This window comes from Streptosporangium sp. NPDC006013 (assembly GCF_040614275.1).
Taxonomy (GTDB): domain Bacteria; phylum Actinomycetota; class Actinomycetes; order Streptosporangiales; family Streptosporangiaceae; genus Streptosporangium.
The window spans coordinates 1-26,691 of sequence record NZ_JBEXUE010000092.1; the positions used below are offsets into that span (position 1 = coordinate 1).

The 26,691-nt window shown below is 70.8% G+C and carries 21 protein-coding genes and 1 pseudogene; 18 read left to right on the forward strand and 4 right to left on the reverse strand.

Going from position 1 to position 26,691, the window contains the following annotated elements; all coding sequences use genetic code 11:
• Nucleotides 1–113 precede the first annotated feature (113 nt).
• Together ABZ260_RS16620 and ABZ260_RS16625 are read right to left on the reverse strand one after the other, a co-directional pair.
• Nucleotides 114–1,346 carry an ABC transporter substrate-binding protein gene (locus tag ABZ260_RS16620; RefSeq protein WP_355617805.1) on the reverse strand — a complete coding sequence of 411 codons (1,233 nt, stop codon included), beginning with the start codon at nt 1,344–1,346 and terminating at the stop codon, nt 114–116.
• Between the two features lie 16 nt (nt 1,347–1,362).
• Nucleotides 1,363–2,391: an ABC transporter ATP-binding protein gene (locus ABZ260_RS16625; RefSeq protein WP_350922814.1), complete on the reverse strand. Its 1,029-nt coding sequence runs from the start codon at nt 2,389–2,391 to the stop codon at nt 1,363–1,365.
• A gap of 196 nt (nt 2,392–2,587) precedes the next feature.
• Between ABZ260_RS16625 and ABZ260_RS16630 the strand changes: the two genes are divergently transcribed.
• From ABZ260_RS16630 to ABZ260_RS16700, 15 genes are all read left to right on the forward strand, one after another.
• The gene (locus ABZ260_RS16630; protein WP_355617810.1) at nt 2,588–3,310 is read left to right on the forward strand and encodes a GntR family transcriptional regulator; all 723 of its coding nucleotides are present in this window, start codon (nt 2,588–2,590) and stop codon (nt 3,308–3,310) included.
• A gap of 29 nt (nt 3,311–3,339) precedes the next feature.
• A complete protein-coding gene (locus tag ABZ260_RS16635) occupies nt 3,340–4,047 on the forward strand; it encodes a cache domain-containing protein (protein ID WP_355617813.1) in 708 nt (235 codons plus the stop codon).
• Nucleotides 4,037–4,384, forward strand: a complete 348-nt coding sequence (gene hisI, locus ABZ260_RS16640; protein WP_350965339.1) for a phosphoribosyl-AMP cyclohydrolase — start codon at nt 4,037–4,039, stop codon at nt 4,382–4,384. The genes ABZ260_RS16635 and hisI overlap by 11 nt, the downstream gene beginning before the upstream one ends.
• Entirely contained in the window at nt 4,381–4,956 is a 576-nt protein-coding gene (locus tag ABZ260_RS16645) for a Trp biosynthesis-associated membrane protein (protein WP_355617816.1), read from the forward strand. Before hisI ends, ABZ260_RS16645 begins: the two co-directional genes overlap by 4 nt.
• Before the next feature lie 175 nt (nt 4,957–5,131).
• The gene (locus tag ABZ260_RS16650) at nt 5,132–5,542 is read left to right on the forward strand and encodes a DUF4190 domain-containing protein (RefSeq protein WP_355617819.1); all 411 of its coding nucleotides are present in this window, start codon (nt 5,132–5,134) and stop codon (nt 5,540–5,542) included.
• A 77-nt stretch (nt 5,543–5,619) separates the two neighbouring features.
• A complete protein-coding gene (locus ABZ260_RS16655; RefSeq protein ID WP_355617822.1) occupies nt 5,620–6,060 on the forward strand; it encodes a DUF2752 domain-containing protein in 441 nt (146 codons plus the stop codon).
• A 169-nt stretch (nt 6,061–6,229) separates the two neighbouring features.
• Nucleotides 6,230–7,039 carry an indole-3-glycerol phosphate synthase TrpC gene (gene trpC / locus ABZ260_RS16660; RefSeq protein WP_350922798.1) on the forward strand — a complete coding sequence of 270 codons (810 nt, stop codon included), beginning with the start codon at nt 6,230–6,232 and terminating at the stop codon, nt 7,037–7,039.
• A 78-nt stretch (nt 7,040–7,117) separates the two neighbouring features.
• Nucleotides 7,118–8,287: a tryptophan synthase subunit beta gene (gene trpB / locus ABZ260_RS16665; RefSeq protein WP_355617854.1), complete on the forward strand. Its 1,170-nt coding sequence runs from the start codon at nt 7,118–7,120 to the stop codon at nt 8,285–8,287.
• 58 nt (nt 8,288–8,345) lie between these two features.
• Nucleotides 8,346–9,140, forward strand: a complete 795-nt coding sequence (gene trpA, locus ABZ260_RS16670) for a tryptophan synthase subunit alpha (RefSeq protein WP_350965331.1) — start codon at nt 8,346–8,348, stop codon at nt 9,138–9,140.
• A gap of 211 nt (nt 9,141–9,351) precedes the next feature.
• Nucleotides 9,352–9,882, forward strand: coding sequence for a MauE/DoxX family redox-associated membrane protein (locus ABZ260_RS16675; RefSeq protein WP_355617825.1), 531 nt, complete (start codon nt 9,352–9,354; stop codon nt 9,880–9,882).
• Complete coding sequence (locus ABZ260_RS16680) at nt 9,882–10,646, forward strand: thioredoxin domain-containing protein (protein ID WP_355617828.1); 765 nt, start codon at nt 9,882–9,884, stop codon at nt 10,644–10,646. The genes ABZ260_RS16675 and ABZ260_RS16680 overlap by 1 nt, the downstream gene beginning before the upstream one ends.
• A 26-nt stretch (nt 10,647–10,672) precedes the next feature.
• Nucleotides 10,673–11,782 carry a prolipoprotein diacylglyceryl transferase gene (gene lgt, locus ABZ260_RS16685; protein WP_355617831.1) on the forward strand — a complete coding sequence of 370 codons (1,110 nt, stop codon included), beginning with the start codon at nt 10,673–10,675 and terminating at the stop codon, nt 11,780–11,782.
• Complete coding sequence (locus tag ABZ260_RS16690; protein ID WP_355617834.1) at nt 11,779–12,507, forward strand: VIT1/CCC1 transporter family protein; 729 nt, start codon at nt 11,779–11,781, stop codon at nt 12,505–12,507. The genes lgt and ABZ260_RS16690 overlap by 4 nt, the downstream gene beginning before the upstream one ends.
• Nucleotides 12,504–13,343 carry a hypothetical protein gene (locus ABZ260_RS16695; RefSeq protein WP_355617837.1) on the forward strand — a complete coding sequence of 280 codons (840 nt, stop codon included), beginning with the start codon at nt 12,504–12,506 and terminating at the stop codon, nt 13,341–13,343. The genes ABZ260_RS16690 and ABZ260_RS16695 overlap by 4 nt, the downstream gene beginning before the upstream one ends.
• A 73-nt stretch (nt 13,344–13,416) precedes the next feature.
• Nucleotides 13,417–14,037, forward strand: coding sequence for a hypothetical protein (locus ABZ260_RS16700; protein WP_355617840.1), 621 nt, complete (start codon nt 13,417–13,419; stop codon nt 14,035–14,037).
• Here the strand turns inward: ABZ260_RS16700 and ABZ260_RS16705 are convergent.
• Nucleotides 14,003–15,685, reverse strand: a complete 1,683-nt coding sequence (locus ABZ260_RS16705) for a bis-aminopropyl spermidine synthase family protein (protein WP_355617843.1) — start codon at nt 15,683–15,685, stop codon at nt 14,003–14,005. The two genes, ABZ260_RS16700 and ABZ260_RS16705, sit on opposite strands and share 35 nt — an antisense overlap.
• Nucleotides 15,686–15,884: 199 nt before the next feature.
• Here ABZ260_RS16705 and gltB point away from each other — a divergent pair, with 199 nt between their 5' ends.
• From gltB to ABZ260_RS16720, 3 genes are all read left to right on the forward strand, one after another.
• The gene (gene gltB, locus ABZ260_RS16710) at nt 15,885–20,390 is read left to right on the forward strand and encodes a glutamate synthase large subunit (protein WP_355617846.1); all 4,506 of its coding nucleotides are present in this window, start codon (nt 15,885–15,887) and stop codon (nt 20,388–20,390) included.
• An 88-nt stretch (nt 20,391–20,478) separates the two neighbouring features.
• The gene (locus ABZ260_RS16715) at nt 20,479–21,957 is read left to right on the forward strand and encodes a glutamate synthase subunit beta (RefSeq protein WP_355617848.1); all 1,479 of its coding nucleotides are present in this window, start codon (nt 20,479–20,481) and stop codon (nt 21,955–21,957) included.
• A 12-nt stretch (nt 21,958–21,969) separates the two neighbouring features.
• Nucleotides 21,970–26,313 (forward strand): hypothetical protein, encoded by a 4,344-nt coding sequence (locus tag ABZ260_RS16720; protein ID WP_355617851.1) that lies wholly within the window; start codon nt 21,970–21,972, stop codon nt 26,311–26,313.
• Nucleotides 26,314–26,366: 53 nt separating this feature from the next.
• Here ABZ260_RS16720 and ABZ260_RS16725 read toward each other — a convergent pair.
• A pseudogene (locus ABZ260_RS16725) lies at nt 26,367–26,561 on the reverse strand (hypothetical protein); the annotation flags it as partial.
• Nucleotides 26,562–26,691 lie beyond the last annotated feature (130 nt).

Sequence of the window (26,691 nt, forward strand, 5' to 3'; positions counted from 1 at the left end):
TCCACGTCCTCCACCACCTCCACCACCAAGGCCGCGACCAAGTCCGTGGCCAAGGCCAAGGCCGCCAAGGCCGACTGCTGCGGTGCCCGCCGCACGGGTGGTTCCGGCGGGGCTCAGCCCTTGATCTCGGTCCAGGCCCTGGTCCACTCGGAGTAGTCCTTGCACGTGACGCCGGTGCGCCCGTCCAGGCACTGGGCGATGGGGGTGGTCCAGTACCAGACCTTCGAGTAGTAATCCTCGTCGGTCGCGTGGAAGGTGTCGCAGTGCTTCGGGTCGGCGGTCAGCTCGCAGGACTTCGCGTTCGAGGGCGCCTCCCCGAAATACTCGGCGACCTGGGCGTTGGCCTGGGGCGAGATGATCCAGTCGAGCCACCGGTAGGCGCAGTTCGGGTTCTTGGCGGCGGCGGCGACCATCCAGGTGTCCGACCAGCCGGTGGCCCCCTCCTTGGGCAGCGTCACCTCGACCGGCGCCTTGTCGGCCAGGGCCACATTGGCGATGACCTGCCAGGTGGTGCCCAGCACGGAGTCACCGCTCTTGAAGGCCTGGACCTCCTTGGTGTAGTCGGACCAGTACTCGCCGATGATCTTCCTCTGCTGCTTGAGCAGGTCTACCGAGGCCTGGAACTGCCCCTCGTCCAGGGAGTACGGGTTCTTGATGCCGAGTTCGGGCCTGGTCGCCATCAGGTACAGCGCCGCGTCCGCGATGTAGATCGGGGAGTCGTAGGCGGTGATCTTCCCCGCGTACGGCGAGGCGGGGTCGAACACCGCGCCCCAGGAGTCGGGTGCGGGCTTGACCTGGTCGGTGCGCCACATGAGCAGGTTGGCCCCGCGTCCGTGCGGCACGCCGTAGGCGGCCCCGCCGGCCGAGTTCCACGCCTTGTCCTTCAGGCCGGCGAAGACGTCGGCGTAGTTCGGGATCAGGGCGGTGTTGACCGGGGCGACGGTCCCGCCGGCGATCAGCCGCAGCGAGGCGTCTCCCGAGGCGGAGACCGCGTCGTACTCGCCGGTCTTCATGAGGTTGACCATCTCGTCGGAGGTGCCGGCGGTCTTGGAGTTGACCTGGCAACCGGTGGCCTTCTCGAACGGGGTGACCCAGTCGACCTTGGGGTCGTTGCTCCCGTCCTCGACGTATCCGGCCCAGTTGACCAGGTTGACCTGCCCCTCTCCCGGGCCCAGCGACTGCAGCGCCTCGATCTTGGGCGGGGTGAAGCCGGTCTGGCCGGGGGCGGCGGCGGAGGCGCCAGGTGCGGGCGCGGAGCCGGTGCCGCAGGCGGTGACGGTGGCCAGGGCGAGCGCGGAGAGGACGACCGCGCTGTGCCGGGTGACAATCCGGGGGGTGGACCGCATGGGATGACGACCTTTCTTACGGGACGATCGCGAACTCGTGCCGGCGGTGCCAGATGAGCCGGACCCTGGTGCCACGCAGGCCCATCACGTCCATTGACGAGACCTGCAGGTTCTGCTGGAGTGCGATGAGCCGCCCGCCCGCGTCGAGCTCGACCACGAACCGGGTCGCGGGGCCCGCGTAGACGACCTCGGCGACGGTGCCCGTCGCGCTGTGCTCCGTGCCGTCGACCGTCTCGTCGAGGCCGGCGAGGCGCAGCTTCTCCGGGCGCACGCTGAACGTGCCCTCCCGGCCGAGCACCGCCTGCGCGGCCTGGCCGGAGATCAGGTTGGAGGTGCCGACGAACCCCGCGACGAACGTGCTCGCGGGCCTCTCGTAGATCTCGGCCGGGGTGCCGACCTGCTCGATCCGCCCCCGGTCGAACACCGCCACCCGGTCGCTCATGGTCAGCGCCTCCTCCTGGTCGTGGGTGACGAACAGGAAGGTGATGCCGACCTCGCGCTGGATCGACTTGAGCTCGACCTGCATCTCCTCACGGAGCTTGAGGTCCAGTGCGCCGAGCGGCTCGTCGAGCAGGAGCACCCGGGGACGGTTGACCAGGGCGCGGGCCAGGGCGACCCGCTGCCGCTGGCCGCCGGAGAGCTGGTTCGGCCTGCGCCGCTCCATGCCCTCCAGCCGGACCGAGGCCAGCGCGGCCAGTGCGCGCTCGCGCCGCTCGGCCCGGGGGACCCGCTTGACCCGCAGGCCGTACTCCACGTTGTCCGCCACGTTCATGTGCGGGAACAGCGCGTAGTCCTGGAAGACCGTGTTGACGTCGCGCTCGAAGGGGGCGAGCCGGGTGACGTCGACCCCGCCGAGCTCGACGGTGCCCGCGCTGGGCGTCTCGAAACCGGCGATCATCCGCAGCACCGTCGTCTTGCCCGAGCCCGAGGGGCCGAGCATGGCGAAGAACTCGCCGTCGGCGATGTCGAGGTCGACGCCGGTGACCGCGTCCACGGCACCGAAACTCTTGCGGAGGCCGGTCAACCTCACCGCTGGGTCTGACATGACCGAAAACATATGAGGTTAGATGTTTGATGGCAAGAGCCGTTCGGACATCACCGTCGAGGGGACGCGGAGTGAGATCCTCGCGACGGTGCCGGCCGCGCGCGGGCGGCACTCGGGGGACCCCGGACGGGACCCCAGGTGGGAGCCCCAGGTGGGAGACTGTATGACCGTCGAAGGCGAGGGAGGGCGCATGGGCATGGCAGACATCTTGGGTGGTGCCCGTCTGGCCGCGTTCGCGCCGGTCGACAGCACCGCGCGGGTCGACGCCGTGGTCAGGCGGCTCACCGACGCCATAGTGCTCGGCCTGGTGGCCGACGGCGAGCAGTTGCCCAGCGAGGCGGAGCTCGCCGCCCAGCTGGGCGTGTCCACGGTCACGCTGCGGGAGGCCCTGATGGCCCTGCGCCAGCAGGGCATGGTCGAGACGCGGCGGGGGCGCGGAGGCGGTAGCTTCGTGCGGGCCCCGCGTGAGGCTCCCCGGGCACTCGATCGACTGTGCGCCTTCACCGCGGAGGAACTCCGCGACCTGGGCGACCACTACGCGGCCATCGCCGGGGCCGCCGCGAGGCTGGCCGCGCAGCGGGCACTGCCGGAGGACATCGCGCCGCTCCGCCGCACGCTGCAGGAGATGGCCGGCTCCCGCGATCAGGCCCACCTGCGCAGGCTGCACGGGCGTTTCCACATCGAGGTGGCCGCGGCCTCCCAGTCGGCACGACTCACTCAGGAAGAGATCAGGTTACAGGCTGACATCGGACCATTGCTCTGGTCCGCTCACGGGGGAGACGATGGAACGTCGGCTCGGCACCACGCCATCGCCGAGGCCATCCACCGCGGAGACGACGACCACGCCAGGCTCCTGGCGGAGCGGCACGTGCTCGACGCGATGGAACACCTCATCGAGCTGCGTCTGCGGGAGCCGTGATCGTCGGATGCCTGGGGCGGATGGATCAAGTGAGTGAACACGGTGCGCTGCTGGCGCCCGGTGGCGCGGCCGTGGCGGCCGTGGCCGTCGGCGGCATCGTCGAAGATGTCTTCGAGGGGCTCCACCAGGTGCGCGACGCCGTGGTCGGGCTTGTGGGCACCGCGCCGGTGCGCGGCGACCTGGCCGCGCTGCGCCCGCTGCTCTTTCCCCGGCTGGGCGGGCTGATCTCCGGCATCGGGTTCATCGCCGCGCCCGGCCTGCTCATCGACGCGCCCTGGTATCTGGAGTGGTGGCAGGAGGGCGCCTCGGGGGAGCCCGTGCAACTGCTCCGGGACATGGACCCCTCCAGCAGCGCCTTCTACGACTACACGCACTGGGACTGGTTCGCCGGTCCGCGCTCCGGTGCCGAGCACACTCTCACCGGCCCGTACGTGGATTTCCTCTGCAGCACCGAGTACTCCCTGACCCTGTCGGTGCCCGTGCTGAAGGGCGGGGAGTTCATCGGCGTGGCGGCGGCCGACGTGTTCGTGCGCCGCTTCGAGGTCGCCGTCTCGCCACTGCTCCGCAGGGTGGGAGGACCGGCCTTCCTGGTGAACGCGCACGGCAGGGTGGTGGCCTCCACCACCGCCAGATGGCTCGCCGGGTCGGTCTTCAGGGGAGCCCCCGGTCTGCTCGCCAGGCCATGCCGGACGCTACCCCTCTCCCTGGTTGCGGCACAATTGCCGCATGCCCCTTGACCCTGCCATCGCGGCCCGGCTGAAGCGCACCACCGACGGGCTGGTTCCCGCCGTCGTCCAGCAGTACGACACCGGCGAGGTGCTCATGCTCGCCTGGATGGACGACGAGGCGCTGCATCGCACGCTCACCACCGGCAGGGCCACCTACTGGTCACGCAGCAGAGGGTCCTACTGGGTGAAAGGTGACACCTCAGGCCACGTCCAGCACGTCAAGTCCGCCGCGCTCGACTGTGACGGCGACACCATCCTGCTCAGGGTCGACCAGGTGGGCGCCGCCTGCCACACGGGCGATCGGACCTGCTTCGACGCCGACGAGCTGGTGGTGACCCGGGCATGACGGCCAAGCGGGAGCTGTGGACCTGGCTGGCGGCCTGCGTGGCCGGTGCCGCGCTCGTGCTGCTCGCCGCCGGGCGCGACTGGTTCACCGTGACGTACGGCACCCGCGAGGTGGCGGTCCCCGCCGCGGAACTGGCCCCCGCGCTGGGGCCCGCGGCCTGGGCGGCACTCGCCGCGGTGGTCGCCGTGCTGGCGACGGCAGGCGTGTGGCGCAGGGTCGTCGGCGTGGTGATGGCGCTCTGCGGGGCCGGGGTGGTGGCCGCCTCCTGGTGGGGGAGCGGCGCGAGCGCCGCGCTGCGGATCTCCGCGGAGCAGGCGCCGGTGGTCGTGGACTCCGTGCCGCGGGTCGCCTCGGCCGTCGTCTGGCCGATCATCGCCTCCGCAGGGGGGCTGCTCCTGCTGGCGGGGGGAGTGACGGCCCTGCTGCGGGGCGGCCGATGGCCGGGCATGTCCGATCGCTACAACCGCCAGGGCTCCGCCCCCGCCGAGAGCGCCCCCAGCGAGCGGGCACTGTGGGACGCCCTCGACGAGGGCACCGACCCGACGGTCGATCAGGACCCCCGGGAGCACTGACCTCGGCGGAAACGCGGCCTCCGCACGCTCGGTGCGCTCTCCTCGATCCCGCGGTCCGAGATCCGAGGGGCGTGCGCCCCGGCTACGACTTGCTCACAGGGGTGCCCGGATTCCTTCGGCCCGGGAGGGTTTTCGCTAGGATTTCGCCCGCAACTTAGATAAATGGGAGTCATTCATGAGCTATGGCAATCAGCCGGGTGGTTACGGGCAACCCCCGGGAGGCGGTGGCTATGGCTCTCCGGGTGGTTACGGTTCGTCCGGCGGTTACGGCCCGCCGCCCGGTGGTGGTTACGACGCCTACGGCGGTTACGGCGCGCCGCCTCCCCGGGGTAACAACGGCATGGCCATCGCTGCGCTGATCATGGGGATCGCGGGGCTGTTCGTCTGCGGCCTCACCTCGATCGTGGGCGTGGTGCTGGGCCACATCTCGCTGGGGCAGATCAAGCGGACGGGCGAGGAGGGGCGGGGCATGGCCATCGCCGGCCTGGTCCTGTCCTACTTCGGGATCGCGTGCTGGCTGGCGGCGCTGGCCTGGGTGGTCGTGGTCGGTGCCATCTTCAGCAGTGCCTCCCTGACGGGTGTCTGAACCTGACGGCCGCCTGAGGCGGGTCCGCGTCCGGCGCGAGTAGGGTGGCCGGTGAGGGGGGGCCGACGGCCGTGCTCATGGGGAAGATCGCTGGTTCACGCGCGCGGGCCATGCTGGCGCCGCTCGGTACCGCGCTGGTGGCGGGTGCCGCGGTCGCGTTCGTCGGGGCGGTCGATCCGAACGAGCCCGGTCACTACCCGACCTGCCCGTTCCTCATGCTCACCGGTCTGTACTGCCCCGGCTGCGGCGGCCTGCGGGCCGTGCACGCGCTCGTGCACGGCGATCCGGTGACGGCGCTGGGGCTCAACCCGCTCGTCACCCTCATGGTCCCGGTGCTGGTCGTGCTCTGGGGTCGCTGGGCGCTGCGTGCCTGGTGGGGTGGTCGGTCCGGGAGGGAATCGGGTGGGCCGCCCGTGGCGAAATCCATACGTCCGGCCTATGTCTGGTTATTTCTGGCTTTAATGATCGTGTTTTGGATAGTACGAAATCTCCCTTTTGGGGAATTCTTGGGCCCATAGTCGCCTTTGTGCTTCACCCAGTGGCGGGGCGACCCCGGCCGGGCCGATAGCATCGGCGAGACAAGGGCAGTCGATCGGGAGGGGCCTTACTCGTGAGCGAGCGGAGCGAGCGAACCACGGACACGGCAGCGTTCGCGAACCTGGCCTCTGAACTTCGCGGGGAGGGCAAATGAGCGTGCTTGAGGAAATCCTCGAAGGAGTCCGCGCCGACCTGGCCGAGCGGCAGGAGAAGGTGACGCTGGCCGAGCTCAAGGAGCGGGCCGGGCGGGCGCCCGCCCCCCGTGACGCCTACGCGGCGCTGGGCGGCGACCAGGTGGCGGTCATCGCCGAGGTCAAGCGTTCCAGCCCGTCCAAGGGCGCGATGGCCGCGATCGCCGACCCCGCCGCGCTGGCCGGCGACTACGAGTCGGGCGGTGCCCACGTCATCAGCGTGCTCACCGAGCGACGCCGTTTCGGCGGCAGCCTGGACGACCTGGCCGCCGTGCGCGCCGTCGTCGACATCCCGGTGCTGCGCAAGGACTTCATCGTCACCTCGTACCAGCTCTGGGAGGCCCGCGCCTACGGCGCCGACCTGGCGCTGCTGATCGTGGCGGCGCTCGACCAGAACGCGCTGGTCTCGCTCATCGAGCGGGCCGAGTCGATCGGGCTGACCCCGCTGGTCGAGGTGCACACCGAGGAGGAGCTCGACCGGGCGCTCACCGCCGGAGCCAAGATCATCGGTATCAACGCGCGGAACCTCAAGACGCTTGAGGTGGACCGCGACGTGTTCGCCAAGCTCGCCCCCAAGGTTCCCGACGGGATCATCAAGATCGCCGAGTCGGGCGTGCGCGGCCCCCATGACCTGCTCGCCTACGCCAGGGCGGGCGCCGACGCCGTCCTGGTCGGCGAGAGCCTGGTGACCGGCAAGGATCCGCGGGCCGCCGTGGTCGACCTGGTCACCGCCGGTGCCCACCCCGCATCCCGACCCGAGGGGCAGTAAGCAGTGACAACGCACGAAGGAACCGTCCTCACCGCCGCGGACCTCGCCGGGAACGGTCTCCACGGCAACGACCCGGACATCCACGGCAAGTTCGGCGTCTTCGGCGGCCGCTACGTGCCAGAGGCGCTCATCCCGGCCCTGGACGAGGTCGCGGCGGAGTACGACAAGGCGAAGAGCGACGTGGCGTTCCTTCGGGAGTTCGACCACCTGCTGCGCACCTACGCCGGGCGGCCGACCACGCTGACCGAGGTGCCCCGCTTCGCCGAGCAGGCGGGGGGCGCCCGGATCATCCTCAAGCGCGAGGACCTGACCCACACCGGTGCCCACAAGATCAACAACGTGCTCGGCCAGGCCCTGCTGACCAAGCGCCTGGGCAAGACGCGGGTGATCGCCGAGACCGGTGCCGGCCAGCACGGCGTCGCCACCGCGACCGCCGCCGCCCTGATGGGCCTGGAGTGCGTGATCTACATGGGGGCCGTCGACTGCGAGCGTCAGGCGCTCAACGTCGCCCGCATGAAGCTGCTCGGCGCCACGGTCGTCCCGGTCACCAACGGCAGCCAGACCCTCAAGGACGCCATCAACGAGGCCTTCCGCGACTGGGTCGCCAACGTCGACCGTACCCACTACCTCTTCGGCACCATCGCCGGGCCGCACCCGTTCCCGGAGATCGTCCGCGACTTCGCCCGCATCATCGGCGTCGAGGCCCGCCGTCAGATGCTGGAGCTCACCGGCGGGCTGCCCGACGCGGTCGCCGCGGCGGTCGGCGGCGGTTCCAACGCGATCGGCATCTTCCACGCCTTCCTCGGGGACACCGGCGTCCAGCTGCACGGCTACGAGGCGGGCGGCCGGGGCCTGGAGAGCGGTGAGCACGCGCTCACCCTCACCGCGGGATCCGTCGGGGTGCTGCACGGCTCGCGCACCTACGTGCTGCAGGACGAGGAGGGCCAGACCGTCGAGTCGCACTCGATCTCAGCCGGGCTCGACTACCCGGGCGTCGGCCCCGAGCACGCCTGGCTCAAGGACACCGGCCGTGCCACCTACCACGGCATCACCGATGCCGAGGCGATGGAGGCCTTCTCGCTGCTCGCCCGCACCGAGGGCATCATCCCCGCGATCGAGTCCTCGCACGCGCTCGCCGGAGCCCTCAAGCTCGGTCGCGAGATGGGTCCCGAGGCGACGATCCTGGTCAACCTCTCGGGGCGGGGCGACAAGGACATGGGCACCGCGATGAAGTACTTCAACCTCTGACTACCGACTTGCCTCCCCTCCGGTGTGCCGGAGGGGACGAACCGCAACGGAAACCACGATGACGACTCTTCAGACGGTGTTCGCCAAGGCCAAGGCGGACGGCCGCGCCGCCCTCATCGGATATCTCCCCGCTGGGTTCCCCAGCAAGGAGGGCGCGATCGCCGTCGCCACCGCCATGGTGGACGCCGGCTGCGACGTGATCGAGATCGGCCTGCCCTACTCCGATCCCCTCATGGACGGCCCGACGATCCAGGACGCCGTGCACCGGGCGCTGACCAACGGCACCCGCATCGCCGACGTGCTGCGCACCGTCGAGGGCGTGGCCAAGACCGGTGCCGCCACCCTGGTCATGACCTACTGGAACCCGATCGACCGCTACGGCGCCGACCGCTTCGCCCGTGACCTGGCGAACGCGGGCGGGGTGGGCACCATCACCCCCGACCTGACCCCCGAGGAGGCCGGGCCCTGGCGCGAGGCCAGTGCCGGGGCCGGGATCGACACGGTCTTCCTCGTCGCGCCCAGCTCCACCGAGGCCCGTATCAAGGCGGTCGTCGACAGCTGTACCGGCTTCGTCTACGCGGCCTCGCTGATGGGCGTCACCGGTGCCCGCGACTCGGTCGGCGCGGCCGCGCAGGGCCTGGTCGAGCGCACCCGCTCGCACACCTCCCTTCCGGTCTGCGTCGGCCTGGGCGTCGGCACCGGCAGGCAGGCCGCCGAGGTGGCGGGTTACGCCGACGGCGTCATCGTGGGGTCGGCGTTCATCCGCCGCGTTCTCGACGCGCCGGACGAGGCCTCGGGGCTGGCGTCGGTCCGTGAGCTGGGCGCCGAGCTGGCGGCGGGTGTCCGCGGCTGACGAGCCCGTTCGAGAGCGGCTCCCTTACTCGAAGGAAGGGGCCGCTCCCGCTTCCGCGCCTGCCAGGCAGGCTTATTCGATGCTTATCAGGCTCGTGATGAGGTTTTCCTCGAATACCTGGCATTCGCCGAAGACGTCTGTGGCCGGGGCTTGGAATAGGAGAATGGTGCTCGTGACCTCTGATAACCCCGCGCCCAATAGGTCGCGTATCGTGATTTCGGCGCTACCCTGGGTAACGACCGTCTCACGGCTGGTGCTGGCGGGAGTGCTGATCGTCGCGGGTTGGGGCAAGATCGGCACTCCGGTGCTCTCGGTTCAGGCGGTCGAGGCATACGATCTGCTCCCCAAATCGCTCGCCACGGCGGTCGGCTACGGCCTGCCGATCCTGGAGATCGTCGTGGGGTTGTTGCTGGTCGTCGGGCTGCTCACCCGAGCGGCGGGTGTCATCTCGGCGCTGCTTATGCTGGCGTTCGTCATCGGCATCGCCTCGGCGTGGGCGCGCGGGCTGCGCATCGACTGCGGCTGCTTCGGCGGTGGCGGTCAGCTGGCGGCCGGGGTGGAGCCCGACTACCTCATCGACATCCTGCGTGACTTCGGTCTCTTCGGACTCGGCGTGTTCGTCGCGGTCTTCCCCCCGGGCCGCTTCGCGCTGGACTCCGCGCTTGGGCTCACCCCGGGCGAGGAGTCGTACGAGGACGTCGAGAGCGATGACGAGGAGCTCCAGGAGAAGGAGGCTTACTGATGGGCAAGGCCGCGCGGGAGCAGTCGGCGCGTGATCGGATCAAGGCGCAGCGCGAAGAGCAGATGCGGAGGGACAAGCGAAAGCGTGTGGCGACCATCGTGACCGCGGCCGTCGTCGCGATCGCTGCCGTCGGCGGTGGCTGGTGGTTCGCCGCCCAGAGCAGCAAGTCCGAGCAGGTCGGAGCCTCGCTCGCGCCGATCACCGTCGCCGGGGACGGTTCGGTGGTCATGGCCAGAGCGGGTGTGGAGAAGCCGGTCCTGGACGTCTTCGAGGACTTCCAGTGCCCCGCCTGCAGGGCGCTGGAGGAGACCAGCGGCCCAACGATCAAGAATCTGGCGGCCGAGGGCAAGGCCAAGGTGGTCTACCACCCGATCACGATCTTCCAGGAACAGACCAACAAGGGGATCACCCGGGCCAACTCGCTGCGCGCCGCGTCGGCGATCCGCTGCATCCCCGGGGGCGCCCCGTGGATCGCCTTCCACGACAAGCTGTTCAAGGAGCAGCCCTCGGAGCTCGTGGAGGGTTTCAAGATCCCTGACCTGATCGCCTGGGGCAAGGACGCCGGGGTGACCGATCCCGGCTTCGAGGCGTGCGTGACCAGCCAGGAGAAGGCGCCCGCGCACATCGCCTACAGCACCAAGGTCATGGAGTCCCAGAAGCTCACGGGCACCCCGACGCTGAAGCTCAACGGCGTCGAGTTGGACACGAACGTGGCTTTCAAGCCGGCCGAGCTACGCCAGGCCGTTCTTGATGCCGCCAAGTAGCCCGGGACACGGTAACGTCACCTGACATGCCCCTCGCCTCGATTCCCAGCCCCTCTCAGGGGGTCTGGTATCTGTTCGGCGTGGTCCCCATCCGGGCCTACGCACTGTGCATCGTGCTCGGCGTCGTCGTCGCGGTAGTCATCGGCGAGCGCCGCTGGCGTGCCCGCGGCGGTGAGCCGGGGACGATCGTGGATCTCGCCGTCTGGGCCGTGCCGTTCGGCCTGGTCGGTGGACGCCTCTATCACGTCATCACCGACTGGCAGCTCTACTTCGGGCCGGACGCACCCAACGAGCCGATCGAGGCGCTGTTCATCTGGAACGGTGGCCTGGGCATCTGGGGTGCCGTCGCACTGGGTGGAGTGGGTGTCTGGCTTGGGTGCCGTAACAGGGGCATCTCCCTGTCCGCGGTGGCCGACACCGTCGCCCCCGGGATCGCGGTGGCCCAGGCCATCGGCCGCTGGGGCAACTACTTCAACCAGGAGTTGTTCGGCAGCCCCACCGACCTGCCGTGGGGCCTGGAGATCGACCCCGACCGGCCGGGCACGGTGCCGGGCGAGGCCACCTACCACCCGGCGTTCCTGTACGAGTCGATCTGGGACCTGGGCCTGGCGCTGGTTCTCATCTGGGCAGGGCGCAAATTCGCGCTCCGTCACGCCCGCCTGTTCGCGCTCTACGTCGCCGGCTACACCGTGGGCCGCTTCTGGATCGAGGGGCTGCGGGTCGACAGCGCCCACCACATCCTCGGCCTGCGGCTCAACCAGTGGACCTCGATCATCCTGTTCATCGGGGCGATGGCCTACTTCTGGTACGCCAGGAACAAGAGCAACGCCGAGCAGGTCCGTCCGCTGCCCGATCCGGCCGCCGAGCCCGTGCAGGGCGAGACAGCCGGCGCGGACAAGGGTGAGGCCGGGGCCGACACCGATGCCGAGCCGGTCGTCACCCCGGCCGCCTCGGACGGGGAGGACACCGCCGACCCGGCTCACCCGTCCGGCCTGGCCGACCCCGACGAGAGCGGCGGCACGGCGAAGGAGGACGGTGAGCCGCGGCTCATCTCCGGCACGCTCACGGCCGACGACTCGGTCGATCCGGCCCACCCGTCCGACCTGGCCGACCAGGAGGAGAAAGGATCCCGGTGAGCGGCGACGACTCGGGGGGCCGCGCCGAGATGCACCACCGGCATCGCGACGTCAACGGCGGCTGGCTGCGGCCGTCGGTGTTCGGCGCGATGGACGGCCTCGTCTCGAACTTCGCCCTGATCGCCGGTGTCGCCGGCGGCACCGGCAGCACCGGCGGCACCACGGTCATCGTGCTGGCCGGGGTCGCGGGGCTGGCGGCGGGCGCGTTCTCCATGGCCGGGGGTGAGTACGTCTCGGTGGCCAGCCAGCGGGAACTCGCCCTGGCCGAGATCGACGTCGAGCGGCGCGAGCTTGAACGCCACCCCGAGGCCGAGCAGCAGGAGCTCGCCAAGCTCTACGAGGACCGGGGCGTCGAGCCCGCCGTGGCGGCCGAGGTGGCCCGGCAGATCTCGATGGACCCCGACCGGGCGCTCGAGGTGCACACCCAGGCCGAGCTGGGGGTCACCGCCCAGGACCTGCCCTCGCCCAGGATCGCCGCGATCTCCTCGTTCCTGTCGTTCGGCGTGGGCGCGCTCCTGCCGCTCCTGCCGTACCTGCTCGGGGTCACCAGCCTGGTGACCTCGGCGGTGATCTCCTGCCTGGCCCTGTTCGGCGCGGGCGCGCTGGTCTCCCGGGTCACCGCGCGCAGCTGGTGGTACAGCGGGCTGCGCCAGCTCCTCGTCGGCGCGGTCGCCGCGGCCCTGACCTTCGGCTTGGGCACCCTCCTGGGAGGGGGCGGACTGTGACCCCTCCGGCAGGCCCGCCCTCCACATCCGCGCGCAAGCGCCGCCGCACCTCCGCCAGGGCGCGGACCGAGGACATCACCCGGCTGGACGAGTGGGGGCTGACCCGGCCCCAGCAGCGGCTGCTGATGGTCTTCGGGGCGGTGGCGGGCGTGCTGGTCGCCGCGGTCGCCCTCACCCTCGCGATCTCCGCGATCGGCAACGACTTCGTGCCCGAACGGGCCACCGCCTCGGTCATCGGCACCGAGCCGAGGCCCGACGTCTACAAGGGCTGGCCCTCCTCCAAGGTGTTCGCCCCGATCGCGCAGAGCAAGGCCGACCCCAAGCCGCTGACGGTCAAGGACCTCTTCGCCACCAGGACCCTCAAGGAGGGCAGGGTCACGCTGAGGCTGGCGGCCACCCGCCTGGAGGCCGGCTGTGTGATGGCGACCTGGGGCCAAGGGCTCGCCGACCTGCTCGCCCAGGGCGGGTGCACCCAGGTGGCCAGGGGCCTGTACGTCAGCGCGGACGGCCGCTACGTCGCCCAGTACACCCTGTTCAACCTCCGCGACACCGCCTCGGCCGACACGCTGGTGAACACGCTGACCACCCTGCACCGAGGCGGCTGGGTCCGGCCGCTCCAGGCGGGCAAGGCCGTCTTCCCCGCCGGGGGTCACACCGAGTCCAGCGGGCACGCCATGGGGCACTACGCGGGCCTGGTCTGGATCGGCAGGACCGACGGCGCCGATCCCGGGCCGAAGGACGACTTCGTCTCGCTGGCTCTGACGGTCCGCGGCGTGGAGAAGGCGATCTTCCGCCGCATCGTCGCCGCCTCCCCCGCGCCCGCCCCGTCCAAATAGTCCCCGCCGTCCCCGTGTCCGCCCCGGCTCAGTGGTCCCTGGCGTCCCGCCTGTCGAAGTAAGCTCTTTCCCCATGCGCAAGTGGATCGCCGTCACCGTCGCCGTGCTGGTCGTGGTCGCCGGGGTGGCGGCCTTCCTCCTGCTGGGGGGCAGGCCCGACCCGCGCGCCGCCGTCCTTCGCGCGGAGCCCAGTACGGCCCACTACGCGCCCATCGCGACCCGCGCCCTCGACCCCCAGCCGCTGACCGTCGCCGAGATGTTCCCCGGCCCCTCGGTGTCGGCGGGCACGACCAGGCTCGCGCTCAAGGCCACCGAGACCCTCGCCGACTGCGCCGAGGCGGCCTGGGGGAGCGCGCTGGACGCGCTTGACGGGTGCACGCAGGTGCTGCGGGCCCGCTACGAGACCGAGGACGGCGAGGTCTCCGGCCAGTTCCTGATTTTCAACCTCGCGGACTCCGCCGCCGCGGACAGACTCGTGGCGGCGCTCAGGAGCGACGGCTTCGTCCGGCCCGCTCCGGACACGCCCGAGGGTTTCGACGGCTCACGCAGCTGGGCACAGGCCCGTGCCCTGGGGCACTACGCCACGGTGAGCTGGGTCGCCCCGGTGGTCGAGGGGGGTCAGGTGGATCTCACCTACCCGCAGGTCGCCGTGGACGGCCTCAGCCTGGCGATCCAGCGCCGGCTGGTGCGCTGAGGGAGCTCTCCACCGCGGCCCGGAGCTCCAGTAGCCGGTGGGCGGGCAGTTCGAGGACCGTGACGTCGTCCGCCCACGGGGCGACGGCGGCGATGACCGCCCTGGCCTGCTTCTTCGTCAACTCGCCCCTGACCTTGATCAGGGCCTCGCGCCAGGTGTTGGCGAGCTTGCCGTGCGCGTTGTCCAGGACGCGGCGCAGGATCCGGGCCGTGTCGTCCTGGTGAGGCGTCGTCCGTACGGCGCGTACGGACGCGCCCTCGACGGTGAGGTCGTAGACGGGGGCGAGCAGGTCGGCGGGGAGGTTTCCGGGGGCCGCGGCCAGGGTGACCCGGACCTCCCCGGCGCGGGTGGCCAGCAGCAGCCGGGGCAGCGCGGCCTCCAGCCCGGCCGGTACGGAGATCGCCACCCTGGCCGGGGCACTGGCGTAGGGTTTGGCCAGCCAGGTCGCCAGGCGCGCCCTGGGGGCTCTGGGCAGCACGTCGCGGGGCCACTCGCCCACCAGCACCTCCGGGACGAACCCGCCCTCGAAACCGGCTGCGGAGTCCACAGTGGAGTCCACAGTGGAGGTCACAGCGGACTCCACGGACTGGGGACCCTGCGTGTAGATGGCGGTGCCGGAGGAGTCGGTACGGGCGGCCGCGGCCGGCCAGGTCCTCGTGGTGGGGCGCAGGACGTACAGGTCGGCGGCCGAGCCGATGGCCTCGGCGCCGAGGTAGCGGTTGAAGTCGGGGTAGATCGCCTCGTTGACCAGGTTGAGCTGGGACAGGGCCTGCTGCACCTTGAGGGCGAGCGCGGGGGTGCGCTCGCTCGCGCCGTACGCCAGCATGATCCGGCCCTGCTCGCGGTCGCGCAGCCCCTCCGCGCAGCGGGCGACGAACAGCCCGACCCCCTCGGGGGTGTAGGGCGGGTCGGTGATCGCCAGATCGGCCCAGGCCTGCGTGGAGGCGGGCAGTCCCAGGCGCAGGTCGGCCCAGCGGGTCCGCACGGCCAGCCCGAGCCGGTCGGCCTGGCCGGCGATGTAGGCCAGGATGCGCTCGTCGACGTCGACGACCGTCACCTCGACGCCGGGGTGCAGCATCGCGGTGGCCAGCGAGGTCAGGTCGTGGTCGCCCACGCACAGCAGCCGGGCGTCGTCCAGCCAGAACCGGGCGTCCAGCAGCAGTGCCCGCCGGACCACGGTGTCGCCGGTCGCGGCGACGTGGTCCAGCGTGTGGCGGCCCCGGGGGGCCTTGGCGATCAGCTCGTCCATCCGCGCGACCAGTTCCGCCCGGTCGGAAAGGAGGTGCGCCACCGGGTCGGCCGGTGCGAGGGTGCTCACCTCCTGCCCGGCCCAGTGGGCGGGAAGCCTGAAGCGGTCGCCGGAGCGCTCCAGCTCCCCGTCCACCTCGCGTAGCAGCGCCTCGATGGTCCGCCGCGACGTCGCGGTCCGCCTGACCAGGTCGGCGAGAGTCCACCAGCGGCCGTCGCCCAACGCGGCCAGCGCGATCCTCAGCCGCCTGCCGTCGACGCCCAGCCGGGCGACGAGCGCCCTGACCCCCTCGTGGGCGGCCGGGCCGCCTGGCACCTCCGACACGCCCGGGGTGTGCGTGGTTCCGGTGTTTGTCAGGCCGGTGTGGTCGCCCGATTCGGCGGGGGCGCTCGGTTCCATTCGGCCACCTTAAAGCCCGGACCTGGAATGTCGTGCCATCAGCGCGTGTTAAACAAACCGGGCGAATCTGCGCCAAATCGGTGTGACCTGACCGGGTAGGCCGGTATCCGGCAGGGTACGGTAACCTCTACCCACCACGCAGCAGGGCCAACGTCGTCCCTTGCTTGTTCCAAAGAAGCAAGACGACGGGAGGGATTCGATGCCCGCTGCCCACCTCGGCTTTCCCGAGCCCCAGGGCCTGTACCACCCCTCGCACGAGCACGACGCCTGTGGCGTCGCCATGGTCGCGGACGTGGCCGGTCGCCGCAGCCACGACATCGTCGCGAAGGCACTGACCGCCCTGTGCAACCTCGATCACCGAGGAGCCCAGGGAAGCGAGCCGGACACCGGCGACGGCGCCGGGATCCTGACGCAGATCCCCGACACCTTCTTCCGCACGGTGGTGGGCTTCCCCCTGCCCGTGGCGGGCGCCTACGCCGTCGGCACGGCCTTCCTGCCCGCCGACGCGCCGGCCCGCGCCGGGGCGGTGCGGCTGATCGAGGAGATCGCCGAGCAGGAGGGCCTGACGGTCATCGGCTGGCGCGACGTGCCGACCACCCCCGACCTGCCCGGGCCGAGCGCCCGCGCGGTGATGCCGTTCTTCGGCCAGCTGTTCGTGACGTCCCCCAACGGCGAGACCGGCCTGGAGCTGGACCGGCTGGCCTTCTGCCTGCGCAAGCGGGCCGAGCACGAGGCGAACGTCTACTTCCCCTCGCTGAGCTGCCGGACCATCGTCTACAAGGGCATGCTCACCCCGCTGCAGGTCGAGCAGTTCTTCCCCGACCTCAGCGACGAGCGCTACGAGACCGCGATCTCGCTGGTCCACTCGCGTTTCTCCACCAACACCTTCCCCTCATGGCCGCTGGCGCACCCGTACCGCTACATCGCCCACAACGGTGAGATCAACACGGTCAAGGGCAACCGCAACTGGATGCGGGCCCGCGAGGCCATGCTGCGGACCGCGAACCTGCCGGGAGACCTGTCGCGGCTCTTCCCGATCTGCGACCCGGCCGGCTCCGACACCGCCTCCTTCGACGAGACCCTGGAACTCCTGCACCTCGCCGGGCGCCGGCTGCCGCACGCGGTGCTGATGATGATCCCCGAGGCGTGGGAGAACCACACCGAGATGGACCCCGCCCGGCGGGCGTTCTACGAGTTCCACTCCACCCTCATGGAGGCCTGGGACGGCCCGGCCTCGATCACCTTCTCCGACGGCACCCTGGTCGGCGCGGTACTCGACCGCAACGGCCTGCGCCCGGGGCGGTTCTGGGTCACCACCGACGGCCTGGTCGTGCTGGCCTCCGAGGCCGGCGTGCTCGACATCGCCCCCGAGGACGTGGTCCGCAAGGGCCGCCTGCAGCCCGGCAAGATGTTCCTGATCGACACCGAGCTCGGCAAGATCATCGAGGACGACGAGATCAAGGCCGAGCTGGCGGCCGAGCTGCCGTACGCGGACTGGCTGCACGCCGGGCTGGTCCGCTTCGAGGAACTGCCCGCCCGCTCGCACGAGGTCCCGACGCACGAGGCGCTGATCAAGCGGCAGCAGACCTTCGGCTACACCGAGGAGGAGCTGCGGATCATCCTGGCGCCGATGGCCAGGGCGGGCGCCGAGCCGATCGGCTCGATGGGCACCGACACCCCCGTCGCGGTGCTCAGCGAGAAGCCCCGGCTGCTGTTCGACTACTTCAGCCAGCTGTTCGCGCAGGTCACCAACCCGCCGCTGGACGCGATCCGGGAGGAGCTCGTCACCTCCCTGGCCACCACCATCGGCCCCGAGGGCAACCTGCTCGACCCGGGCCCGGCCTCCTGCCGCCAGCTGGTGCTGCCCTACCCGGTGATCGACAACGACGAGCTCGCGAAGATCATCCACATCAACGACGAGGGCGCGCTGCCGGGCTTCCGCCCGCACGTGGTCCGTGGCCTGTACGAGGTCGCGGGCGGTGGCGAGGCACTGCTCGGCCGCATCGAGGAGATCCGCGCCGAGGTCTCCGAGGCGATCGAGAGCGGGGCGCGGATCATCGTCCTCTCCGACCGGGGCTCCTCCGACGTGCTGGCGCCGATCCCGTCGCTGCTGCTCACCGGTGCCGTCCACCACCACCTGATCGCCGAGAAGACCCGCACCAGGGTCGGCCTGGTCATCGAGACCGGCGAGGCGCGCGAGGCGCACCACATGGCGCTGCTCATCGGCTACGGCGCGGGTGCGGTCAACCCGTACCTGGCCATCGAGACCGTCGAGGACATGGTCGACTCCGGCGTGCTGCGGGTCGACAGGCACAAGGCCGTGCGCAACCTCATCAAGGCGTACGGCAAGGGCGTGCTGAAGGTCATGTCCAAGATGGGGGTGTCCACCGTCGCCTCCTACACCGGTGCGCAGATCTTCGAGGCGCTCGGCCTGAGCCAGGAGGTCGTCGACGCCTGCTTCACCGGGACCACCTCCCGGCTGGGCGGTGTCGGCTTCGACGTCCTCGCCGAGGAGGCGGCGCTGCGCCACCTGCGCGCCTACCCCCGAGCCGAGAACGCCCACCGCCGCCTGGAGGTCGGCGGCGAGTACCAGTGGCGCCGCGAGGGCGAGCCTCACCTGTTCAACCCCGAGACCGTCTTCAAGCTGCAGCACGCCACCCGCTCGCGCCGCTACGAGATCTTCAAGGAGTACACCGGCCTGGTGGACTCCCAGGCGGAGCGGCTGATGACGCTGCGGGGCCTGTTCAAGCTGAAGGAGGGGGTCCGCGAGCCGGTGCCGATCGACGAGGTCGAGCCGGTCAGCGAGATCGTCAAGCGGTTCTCCACCGGCGCCATGTCGTACGGCTCCATCTCGATGGAGGCGCACGAGACGCTCGCCATCGCGATGAACCGGCTGGGCGGCAAGTCCAACACCGGTGAGGGCGGCGAGGACCCCGAGCGGCTCCACGACCCGGTCCGCCGCTCGGCCATCAAGCAGGTGGCCTCCGGCCGGTTCGGCGTGACGTCGGAGTACCTGGTCAACGCCGACGACCTGCAGATCAAGATGGCCCAGGGCGCCAAGCCCGGCGAGGGCGGCCAGCTGCCCGGCCACAAGGTCTACCCGTGGATCGCCAAGACCCGGCACTCCACCCCGGGCGTCGGCCTCATCTCGCCGCCGCCGCACCACGACATCTACTCCATCGAGGACCTCGCCCAGCTCATCCACGACCTGAAGAACGCCAACCCCGCCGCCCGCGTGCACGTCAAGCTGGTGGCCGAGGTCGGCGTCGGAACAGTCGCGGCGGGCGTGTCCAAGGCCCACGCCGACGTCGTGCTCATCTCCGGCCACGACGGCGGCACCGGCGCCTCCCCGCTGACCTCGCTCAAGCACGCGGGCGCCCCCTGGGAGCTCGGACTGGCCGAGACCCAGCAGACGCTGCTGCTCAACGGCCTGCGCGACCGGATCACCGTCCAGGTCGACGGCCAGCTCAAGACCGGCCGCGACGTGGTCATCGCCGCGCTGCTCGGCGCCGAGGAGTACGGCTTCGCCACGGCACCCCTGGTCGTCTCCGGCTGCGTGATGATGCGCGTCTGCCACCTGGACACCTGCCCGGTCGGCGTCGCCACCCAGAACCCCGAGCTGCGCAAGAGGTTCACCGGCAAGCCCGAGTTCGTGGTCAACTTCTTCGAGTTCATCGCCGAGGAGATCCGCGAGTATCTCGCCGCGCTGGGCTTCCGCAGCCTGGAGGAGGCCGTCGGCCACGCCGAGCTGCTGGACACCACCTCGGCGGAGAACCACTGGAAGGCCGCGGGGCTTGACCTGGCACCGATCCTGCACCAGCCCGAGTTGCCGGCCGGCGCCTCGCTCCGCCGCGTGGTGGGGCAGGACCACGGACTGGCGAGGGCGCTGGACAACACGCTGATCCAGCTCGCGGAGGGCGCGCTCAAGGACGGTTCCCGGGTCACCCTCGAACTGCCCATCCGCAACGTCAACCGCACCGTCGGAACCATGCTCGGTCACGAGGTGACCAAGCGGTACGGCGGCGCCGGCCTGCCCGACAACACCATCGACGTGCGCTTCACCGGCTCCGCGGGCAACTCCTTCGGCGCCTTCCTGCCCAGGGGCGTCACGCTGCGGCTGACCGGCGACGCCAACGACTACGTCGGCAAGGGCCTGTCCGGCGGCCGGATCTCGGTCCAGCCGCACGAGGCGGCCCCGCTGGAGGGGCACATCATCGCCGGCAACGTCGGCCTGTACGGCGCGACCTCCGGCGAGGCGTTCATCCGCGGCGTCGTGGGGGAGCGGTTCTGCGTCCGCAACTCCGGCGCCACCGCGGTGGTCGAGGGCGTCGGCGACCACGGCTGCGAGTACATGACCGGCGGCAAGGCGGTCATCCTCGGTCCGACCGGCCGCAACTTCGCGGCCGGCATGTCGGGCGGCGTCGCCTACCTGCTCGACCCCGACGTCGAGCGGGTCAACCGCGAGATGGTGGAGATCGAGGAACTCGACGAGGCCGACTCCGAGACGCTGCGCGAGATCGTCGAGGCGCACCTGGCCGAGACCGGCTCCACGGTGGCCAAGGCGCTGCTGGCCGACTGGGACCCGTCCCGCTTCGGCAAGATCATGCCGACGGACTACAAGCGGGTCCTGCGGGCCGCCGAGTCCGCCCGGTTGGAGGGCCGCGACATCGACGAGGCGGTCATGACCGCCGCGGTCCAGGGGTGAGGCCGATGTCCACGCGCACCCCGGCCGGGAACCCCCGGCGACTCGTCCACACCGCTCAGGCTGTTCAGGGATAAGGGAGGTACGACCGATGGCCGACCCCAAGGGTTTCCTCACTCACGGACGAGAGCTGCCGACGCGCCGCCCGGTGGACGTCCGCATCCGCGACTGGCGGGAGGTCTACGAGGACTTCTCCAAGCCCACGCTGACCAAGCAGGCGGCGCGATGCATGGACTGCGGCATCCCGTTCTGCCACAACGGCTGCCCGCTGGGCAACCTGATCCCCGAGTGGAACGACCTGGTCTACCGGGACGACTGGCAGGAGGCCATCGAGCGCCTGCACGCCACCAACAACTTCCCGGAGTTCACCGGCCGCCTGTGCCCGGCTCCGTGCGAGGCGGCGTGCGTGCTCGGTATCAACTCCGACCCGGTCGCGATCAAGCGGGTCGAGGTCGAGATCATCGACCGCGCCTTCGAGGAGGGCTGGGTCACCCCCCAGCTCCCCGCCTCGAAGACCGGTAAGCGGGTCGCGGTCGTCGGCTCGGGCCCCGCGGGCCTGGCCGCCGCGCAGCAGCTCACCCGTGCCGGGCACGACGTGGTGGTGTTCGAGCGCGCCGACCGGATCGGCGGCCTGCTCCGCTACGGCATTCCCGAGTTCAAGATGGAGAAGCGGCACATCGACCGCCGGCTCGCCCAGATGCGGGCCGAGGGCACCGAGTTCCGTACCGGCGTCAACGTCGGAGTCGACATCACGGCGGCGCGGCTGCGTGCGGAGTTCGACGCGATCGTGCTGGCCGGCGGCGCGACCCAGTGGCGGGACCTGCCCGTCGCCGGGCGCGACCTGAAGGGCATCTACCAGGCGATGGAGTTCCTGCCGCCCTCCAACAAGGTCCAGGAGGGTGACTTCCCGGTCTCGCCGATCAGCGCCGAGGGCAAGCACGTCGTCGTGATCGGCGGCGGCGACACCGGCGCCGACTGCATCGGCACCGCGATCCGGCAGGGGGCCGCCTCGGTCACCCAGCTGGAGATCATGCCCCAACCTCCGGCGGAGCGCCCCGGCAGCCAGCCGTGGCCCACCTTCCCCATCCTGTTCAAGATGGAGAGCGCCCACGAGGAACTGGCCGACGGCGGCGGCGACCGGGTCTACGCGGTCTCCACCACCGAGTTCGTCGGCGACGCCGACGGCAACGTCAGGGCGCTGCGCCTGGTCGAGGTGGAGGGTCCCGGCAGCGGGTTCAAGCCGGTGCCCGGCTCAGCGCGGGAGATCCCCGCCGAGCTGGTCACCCTGTCGATGGGCTTCGTGGGACCGGAGAAGAAGGGCCTGCTCACCGAGCTCGCCGAGGTCGCCGAGGGCGAGTTCTTCGACGCCAGGGGCAACGTCGCCAGGGACAGGGGTTACATGTCCTCGGTCGACGGCGTCTTCGTCGCCGGGGACATGGGCCGCGGCCAGTCCCTGATCGTGTGGGCGATCGCCGAGGGCCGCTCGGCCGCCTCGGCCGCGGACCGCTACCTCACCGGCCAGACGGCCCTGCCGGTGGCGATCCCGCCGACCGCGAGGCCACTGGTCTGAGCACAGCCGGTCTTGCTCACCGGCCCCGGCTCCCGGGCCCTGCTGGTCGGATCCTCCACGCACTCTCCCGACTCGATCCTCCAGCCGGTCCCGTCGGTCACGACGACGGTCGCGGCGCTCGCCGGCTGTCTGGTGGAACGGGCGGGACTCGACCCGCTGAACCTGACCAGGGTCATGGACCCCCAGACCCCGAACGCGATCGGCGCCGCCCTGGTGTCGGCGGCCGAGTCGGCAACCGACGTGCTCTTCCTCTACTACGTGGGGCACGGCCTGATCGGCCCGAACCGGGAACTGCATCTGGCCACGCGGGCCACCGTCGATCTGAGCCGGGGCGTGGCGGCCTACCAGGCACTGCCGTTCCCGACGGTGCGAGAGGTCCTGTCCCGCTGCCGGGCCCGTCTCATCGTCATCGGCCTGGACTGCTGTTTCTCCGGCAGGGCGTCCGGGCCGGTGGCGGCGGCGACCGACGAGGTGTTTGGGACCACCTGGCGGCACGGCACCTACCTGCTCGCCTCGGCGAGCGGGCAGGAAAGCGCCTGGACCCGTCCGGGGCAGCCGCACACCGCCTTCACCGGCGAGCTGATCCGGCTGCTCACCGAGGGAGATCCCCGAGGTCCGCGCGAGTTCACCCTTGACGCGCTCTACCGCTCCTTGGATCGTTCCATGGCAGGGGAGGGACTGCCACGGCCACGCCGCCAGGCCACCGATCACACCGACACCCTTCCGTTGGCCCCCAACCCCGCCTACCGGGCTCCCGTTCCCCCCGACCTGCCGTCCGAGGCAGGCGGCCCGGATGGCTTCAGCCCCTACCAGGGACTGGCCGCGTTCGGCCCGCAGGACGCCCACCTTTTCTTCGGCCGTGACGAGCTCACCGAGGTGCTGCGGGCCCGGGTGATGGAGGGCCCCGCCGGTGGTGTCCCGCTCGCGGTGGTGGGGTCCTCGGGCTCGGGGAAGTCGTCGCTGCTGGGGGCGGGGCTGATCCCGGCCCTCCGGCAGGCCGGCCGCCCGCATCTGCTGATCACCCCCGGTGACGACCCTCTGGGCAGACTGGCCGAACGCATGTCGAGGCTCCCTGCGGAGCCGTCCCGTGTTCCGTCCACCGAGATCGCGAGGAATCCGGATGCGCTGAGCGCCGTCCTGCGAGAAGTGCCTCGCGTGTCCGGCAGGCCGGTGGTGATCGTCGACCAGTTCGAGGAGGTGTTCACCGCCTGCGCCGACGAGAGCGCGCGGCGGGCCTTCGTCGAGGCGATCTGCGCGGCCTGCCGCGGGGAGCAGGGGGAAGAGCCCGCGGCCACCGTCGTCATCGGCGTGCGCGCCGACTTCTACGGCCACTGCAGCCGGTACCCCTGGCTGGTCGCGGCCCTGGAACAGCCCATCGTCGTCGGGCCGATGACCGCCGCCCAACTGCGTGAGGCGATCGAGAGGCCGGCGATGCTCTCCGGCCTGGCTCTGCAGGACGGCCTGGTGAATCTCCTGCTGCGCGAGCTCGGCGCGACCAGCAGCGCCATGGCCGCGAGCGCGGGGGCCTCCCTGCCCCTGCTCTCGCACGCGCTGCTCGCCACCTGGCAGCACCGGGAGGGACAGATACTGACCCTGGCCGGGTACCACGCCACGGGCGGCATCGACCGTGCCATCGCCGCCAGCGCGGACGCGGCCCTGTCACGGCTCGACGACGACGGTGCCAGAACGGCACGGCGGATCCTGCTGAGGTTGGTGCATATTCAGGAGGGGGCCGAGGACACCCGCCGGTTCGTCGCGCTGCCTGACCTGCTCCCACCGCCCGCCTCGGCCGGTCATCCGCCCGCCCGGCGAGCGCTGGACGAGTTCGTCGCCGCGCGCCTGGTCACCGTCGACGAGAACACCGTCCAGATCGCCCATGAGGCCCTCATCCGCGCCTGGCCCCAGCTGGGGGCGTGGATCGGCGCCAACCGGTCGAACCTCATGATCCAGCAGCAGCTGGCGGAGGACTCCGCCGCCTGGGACCAGCACGGCCGCGACCCCTCGTACCTCTATACCGACACCCGCCTGGTCGCGGCGCGGACGATCACGGCCGAGCTGGAGCAGGGCGAACTCCAACCGCTGGAGACCGCCTTCCTGGACGCGGGCACCCGGCTGGGTCGCCGCCGCACGCGGATCACCCGCCAGGTGATCGCGGCGCTCACCCTGCTCCTGCTGGTCGCCATGGGGGCGGGAGGGACCGCCTTCCTGCAGCGCAGGACCGTCCAGGAACAACGCGACGACGTGACCTCGCAACGGGCCGCCGACATCGGCAACCGGCTCACGGACAGGACGCTGGGCGCCCAGTTGAATCTCGCCGCGTACCAGGTCAGCGTGACCCCCGAATCGCGGGGAGCGTTGCTGTCGACCCTCTCACGGGCCATGCCGACCAGGATCGTCGCCGATCACGCCCAGGCGTACGATGTCACGTTCGCCCCTCAGGGGGGAAGCGTCGCCGTGGCCTACGCGGACGGTGCGGTCGAGATGTGGGACATCTCCGACCGGAGCCGGCCGGGGAAGCTGGCGGAACTGAAGGTGGATTCCCGCCCCGTGACCGGGGTCGCGTTCAGCCGAGACGGCCATCTGCTCGCCACGGCCTCCAGCGGTGGCGTGGCCCGGCTCTGGGACGTCACCGTTCCCGGGAGACCGAAGATGACGGCTGTTGTGGCCGGGCACCGGGAAACGGTCACCGGCATCGCTCTCAGTGCCGTCGGGACGATGGCCACCGCCTCGGATGACGGGACGGCGAAGCTCTGGAATGTCTCGGACCCGGGGCGACCCGGGCTCCTCTCCACGCTGAAAGGCCACCGGGCCGGAGTGCGGGAAGTCGCCTTCAGCACAGACGGGCGGATGCTGGCCACGGCCTCCAACGACACCACCATCCGGCTGTGGAACATCTCGGACGGCAGGCGGCCCAAGCACGTCTCCACGCTGAAGGGGCACGTCAACTCGGTGAGCGCCGTCTCCTTCAGTCCTGAGGGGAAAACCCTGGCCAGCGCCTCAGAAGACTGGGGCATGTCCCTGTGGGACGTGTCACGACCAGCTCGGCCGGCGAGGTTGAGCAGTTCCTATCCCGCGAAGGAGCGCCTCTACGGAGTCAAGTTCAGCCCGAACGGGTTCATGGTCGCCGCAGCCTCGGCCGACAACCTCGCCTACCTGTGGAACGTGGCCGACCCGAAGAAACCCTTGTCTCTCCTGGCACTGGGCAGTCACCTCGCGGAGGTTCAGCAGGTGGCTTTCAGCCCGGACGGACATACCCTGGCGACGGCCTCCTCGGACGGCGCAACCCGCCTGTGGAACATAGACGGCCCCGGGATCATCACATCCCTGCCCACACTCAGGGGGCACACCGACGCCGTCACGAGCCTGGCGCTCAGCGCCGACGGAAGGTTCGCCGTCACCGGGTCCGTCGACCGCACCGCTCGTCTATGGGACATCTCAAACTTCTCAAAGGCGACACTCCTGGCCAGCCTCCAGGAAGAGAACAACACCATCGAGGGGGTCGCGCTGAGCCGCGACGCGAAACTGCTGGCCACGGCGTGCGGCTGTGGGCTGGGGCGCCTGTGGGACATCGCGAATCCCGCGAAACCCCGGCTCCTGTCCACGCTCAGGAGCAATGCCGGCAGGGCCGACGCGGTGGCGTTCGCCCCGGACGGGAAACTGCTGGCCATGGCATGCGGGTGCGGTTCCGTCCAGCTGTGGGACCTGTCCACGCCGGCCAAGCCGAAACTGTTGTTCGACAGGCGTGTACACGGTGACGCCGCCTGGGACATCACCTTCAGTCCAGACGGGAGATACCTGGCCACCGCGTCCGCCGACAGGACCGTGACGATATGGAACGTCTCGGACTCAGGTCACCTCTCGATGCTCTCGAAGATCACCGCCCACTCCGTCGACGTCAACTCCGTGACCTTCAACTCCAACGGCACCCGCATGGCCACGGCGTCCAACGACGGAACCGCACGCGTATGGGATGTGTCCACCCCTTCCAAACCACGGCAGCTCTCCGAGGTGCGCGGCCACTCGGCGGCGGTGAAGTCGGTGGCGTTCAGCCCCGACGACCGGATGCTGGCGACCGCCTCCGCCGACCAGACGGTGCGTCTCTGGAAGGTGGACGACGTGACGGATCCGCGGCTCTGGGCGGTCCTGTCCGGCCACTGGGGAAAGGTGTCCAGCGTACTGTTCCATCCCAGGACCGGCACCCTTGCCACCACCTCGGCGGACATGACCGCCCAGTTCTGGAGCACCGACGTCACACTGGCCGAGAAGAGGATCTGCGCGGCCTCCGGCACGCCCATCACCAGGAAGGAATGGGAACAGTACCTTCCGGACAACTCCTACGCCTCGCCATGCGGGTGAGCCGCGGGGTGTCAGCAAGCCGTGGGCGCGTTCGAATTCGGACAAAGGATCGTTCATGAGAGCCGGGGAGCGTCGCCGGGGCGTGTGCCGTTCTCCTTCGTCTCGCCACTTGCGAAAGCAGCGTGCAGGGGAAGGAGGTTCGGGCGTTTGGCTGTGCGGCCGTCGCCGGAGGAGCGGCCGCGCAGGCGCCTGCCGAGCCAGGGACCGAGGAAGGAGGCGGCCCATCGAAGTTCGCCTGCCGCGGTGCGCCAGCCGGCGGGGACGGCTGCTCGCGGGTCGGTCACCGGCCGTCGGGGTTGGTGTAGAAGCGGACCAGCACATGCGGCAGCCCCATGGTGCCCAGGAACGTGGCCAGGATCAGCGAGTAGGTCGAGTAGA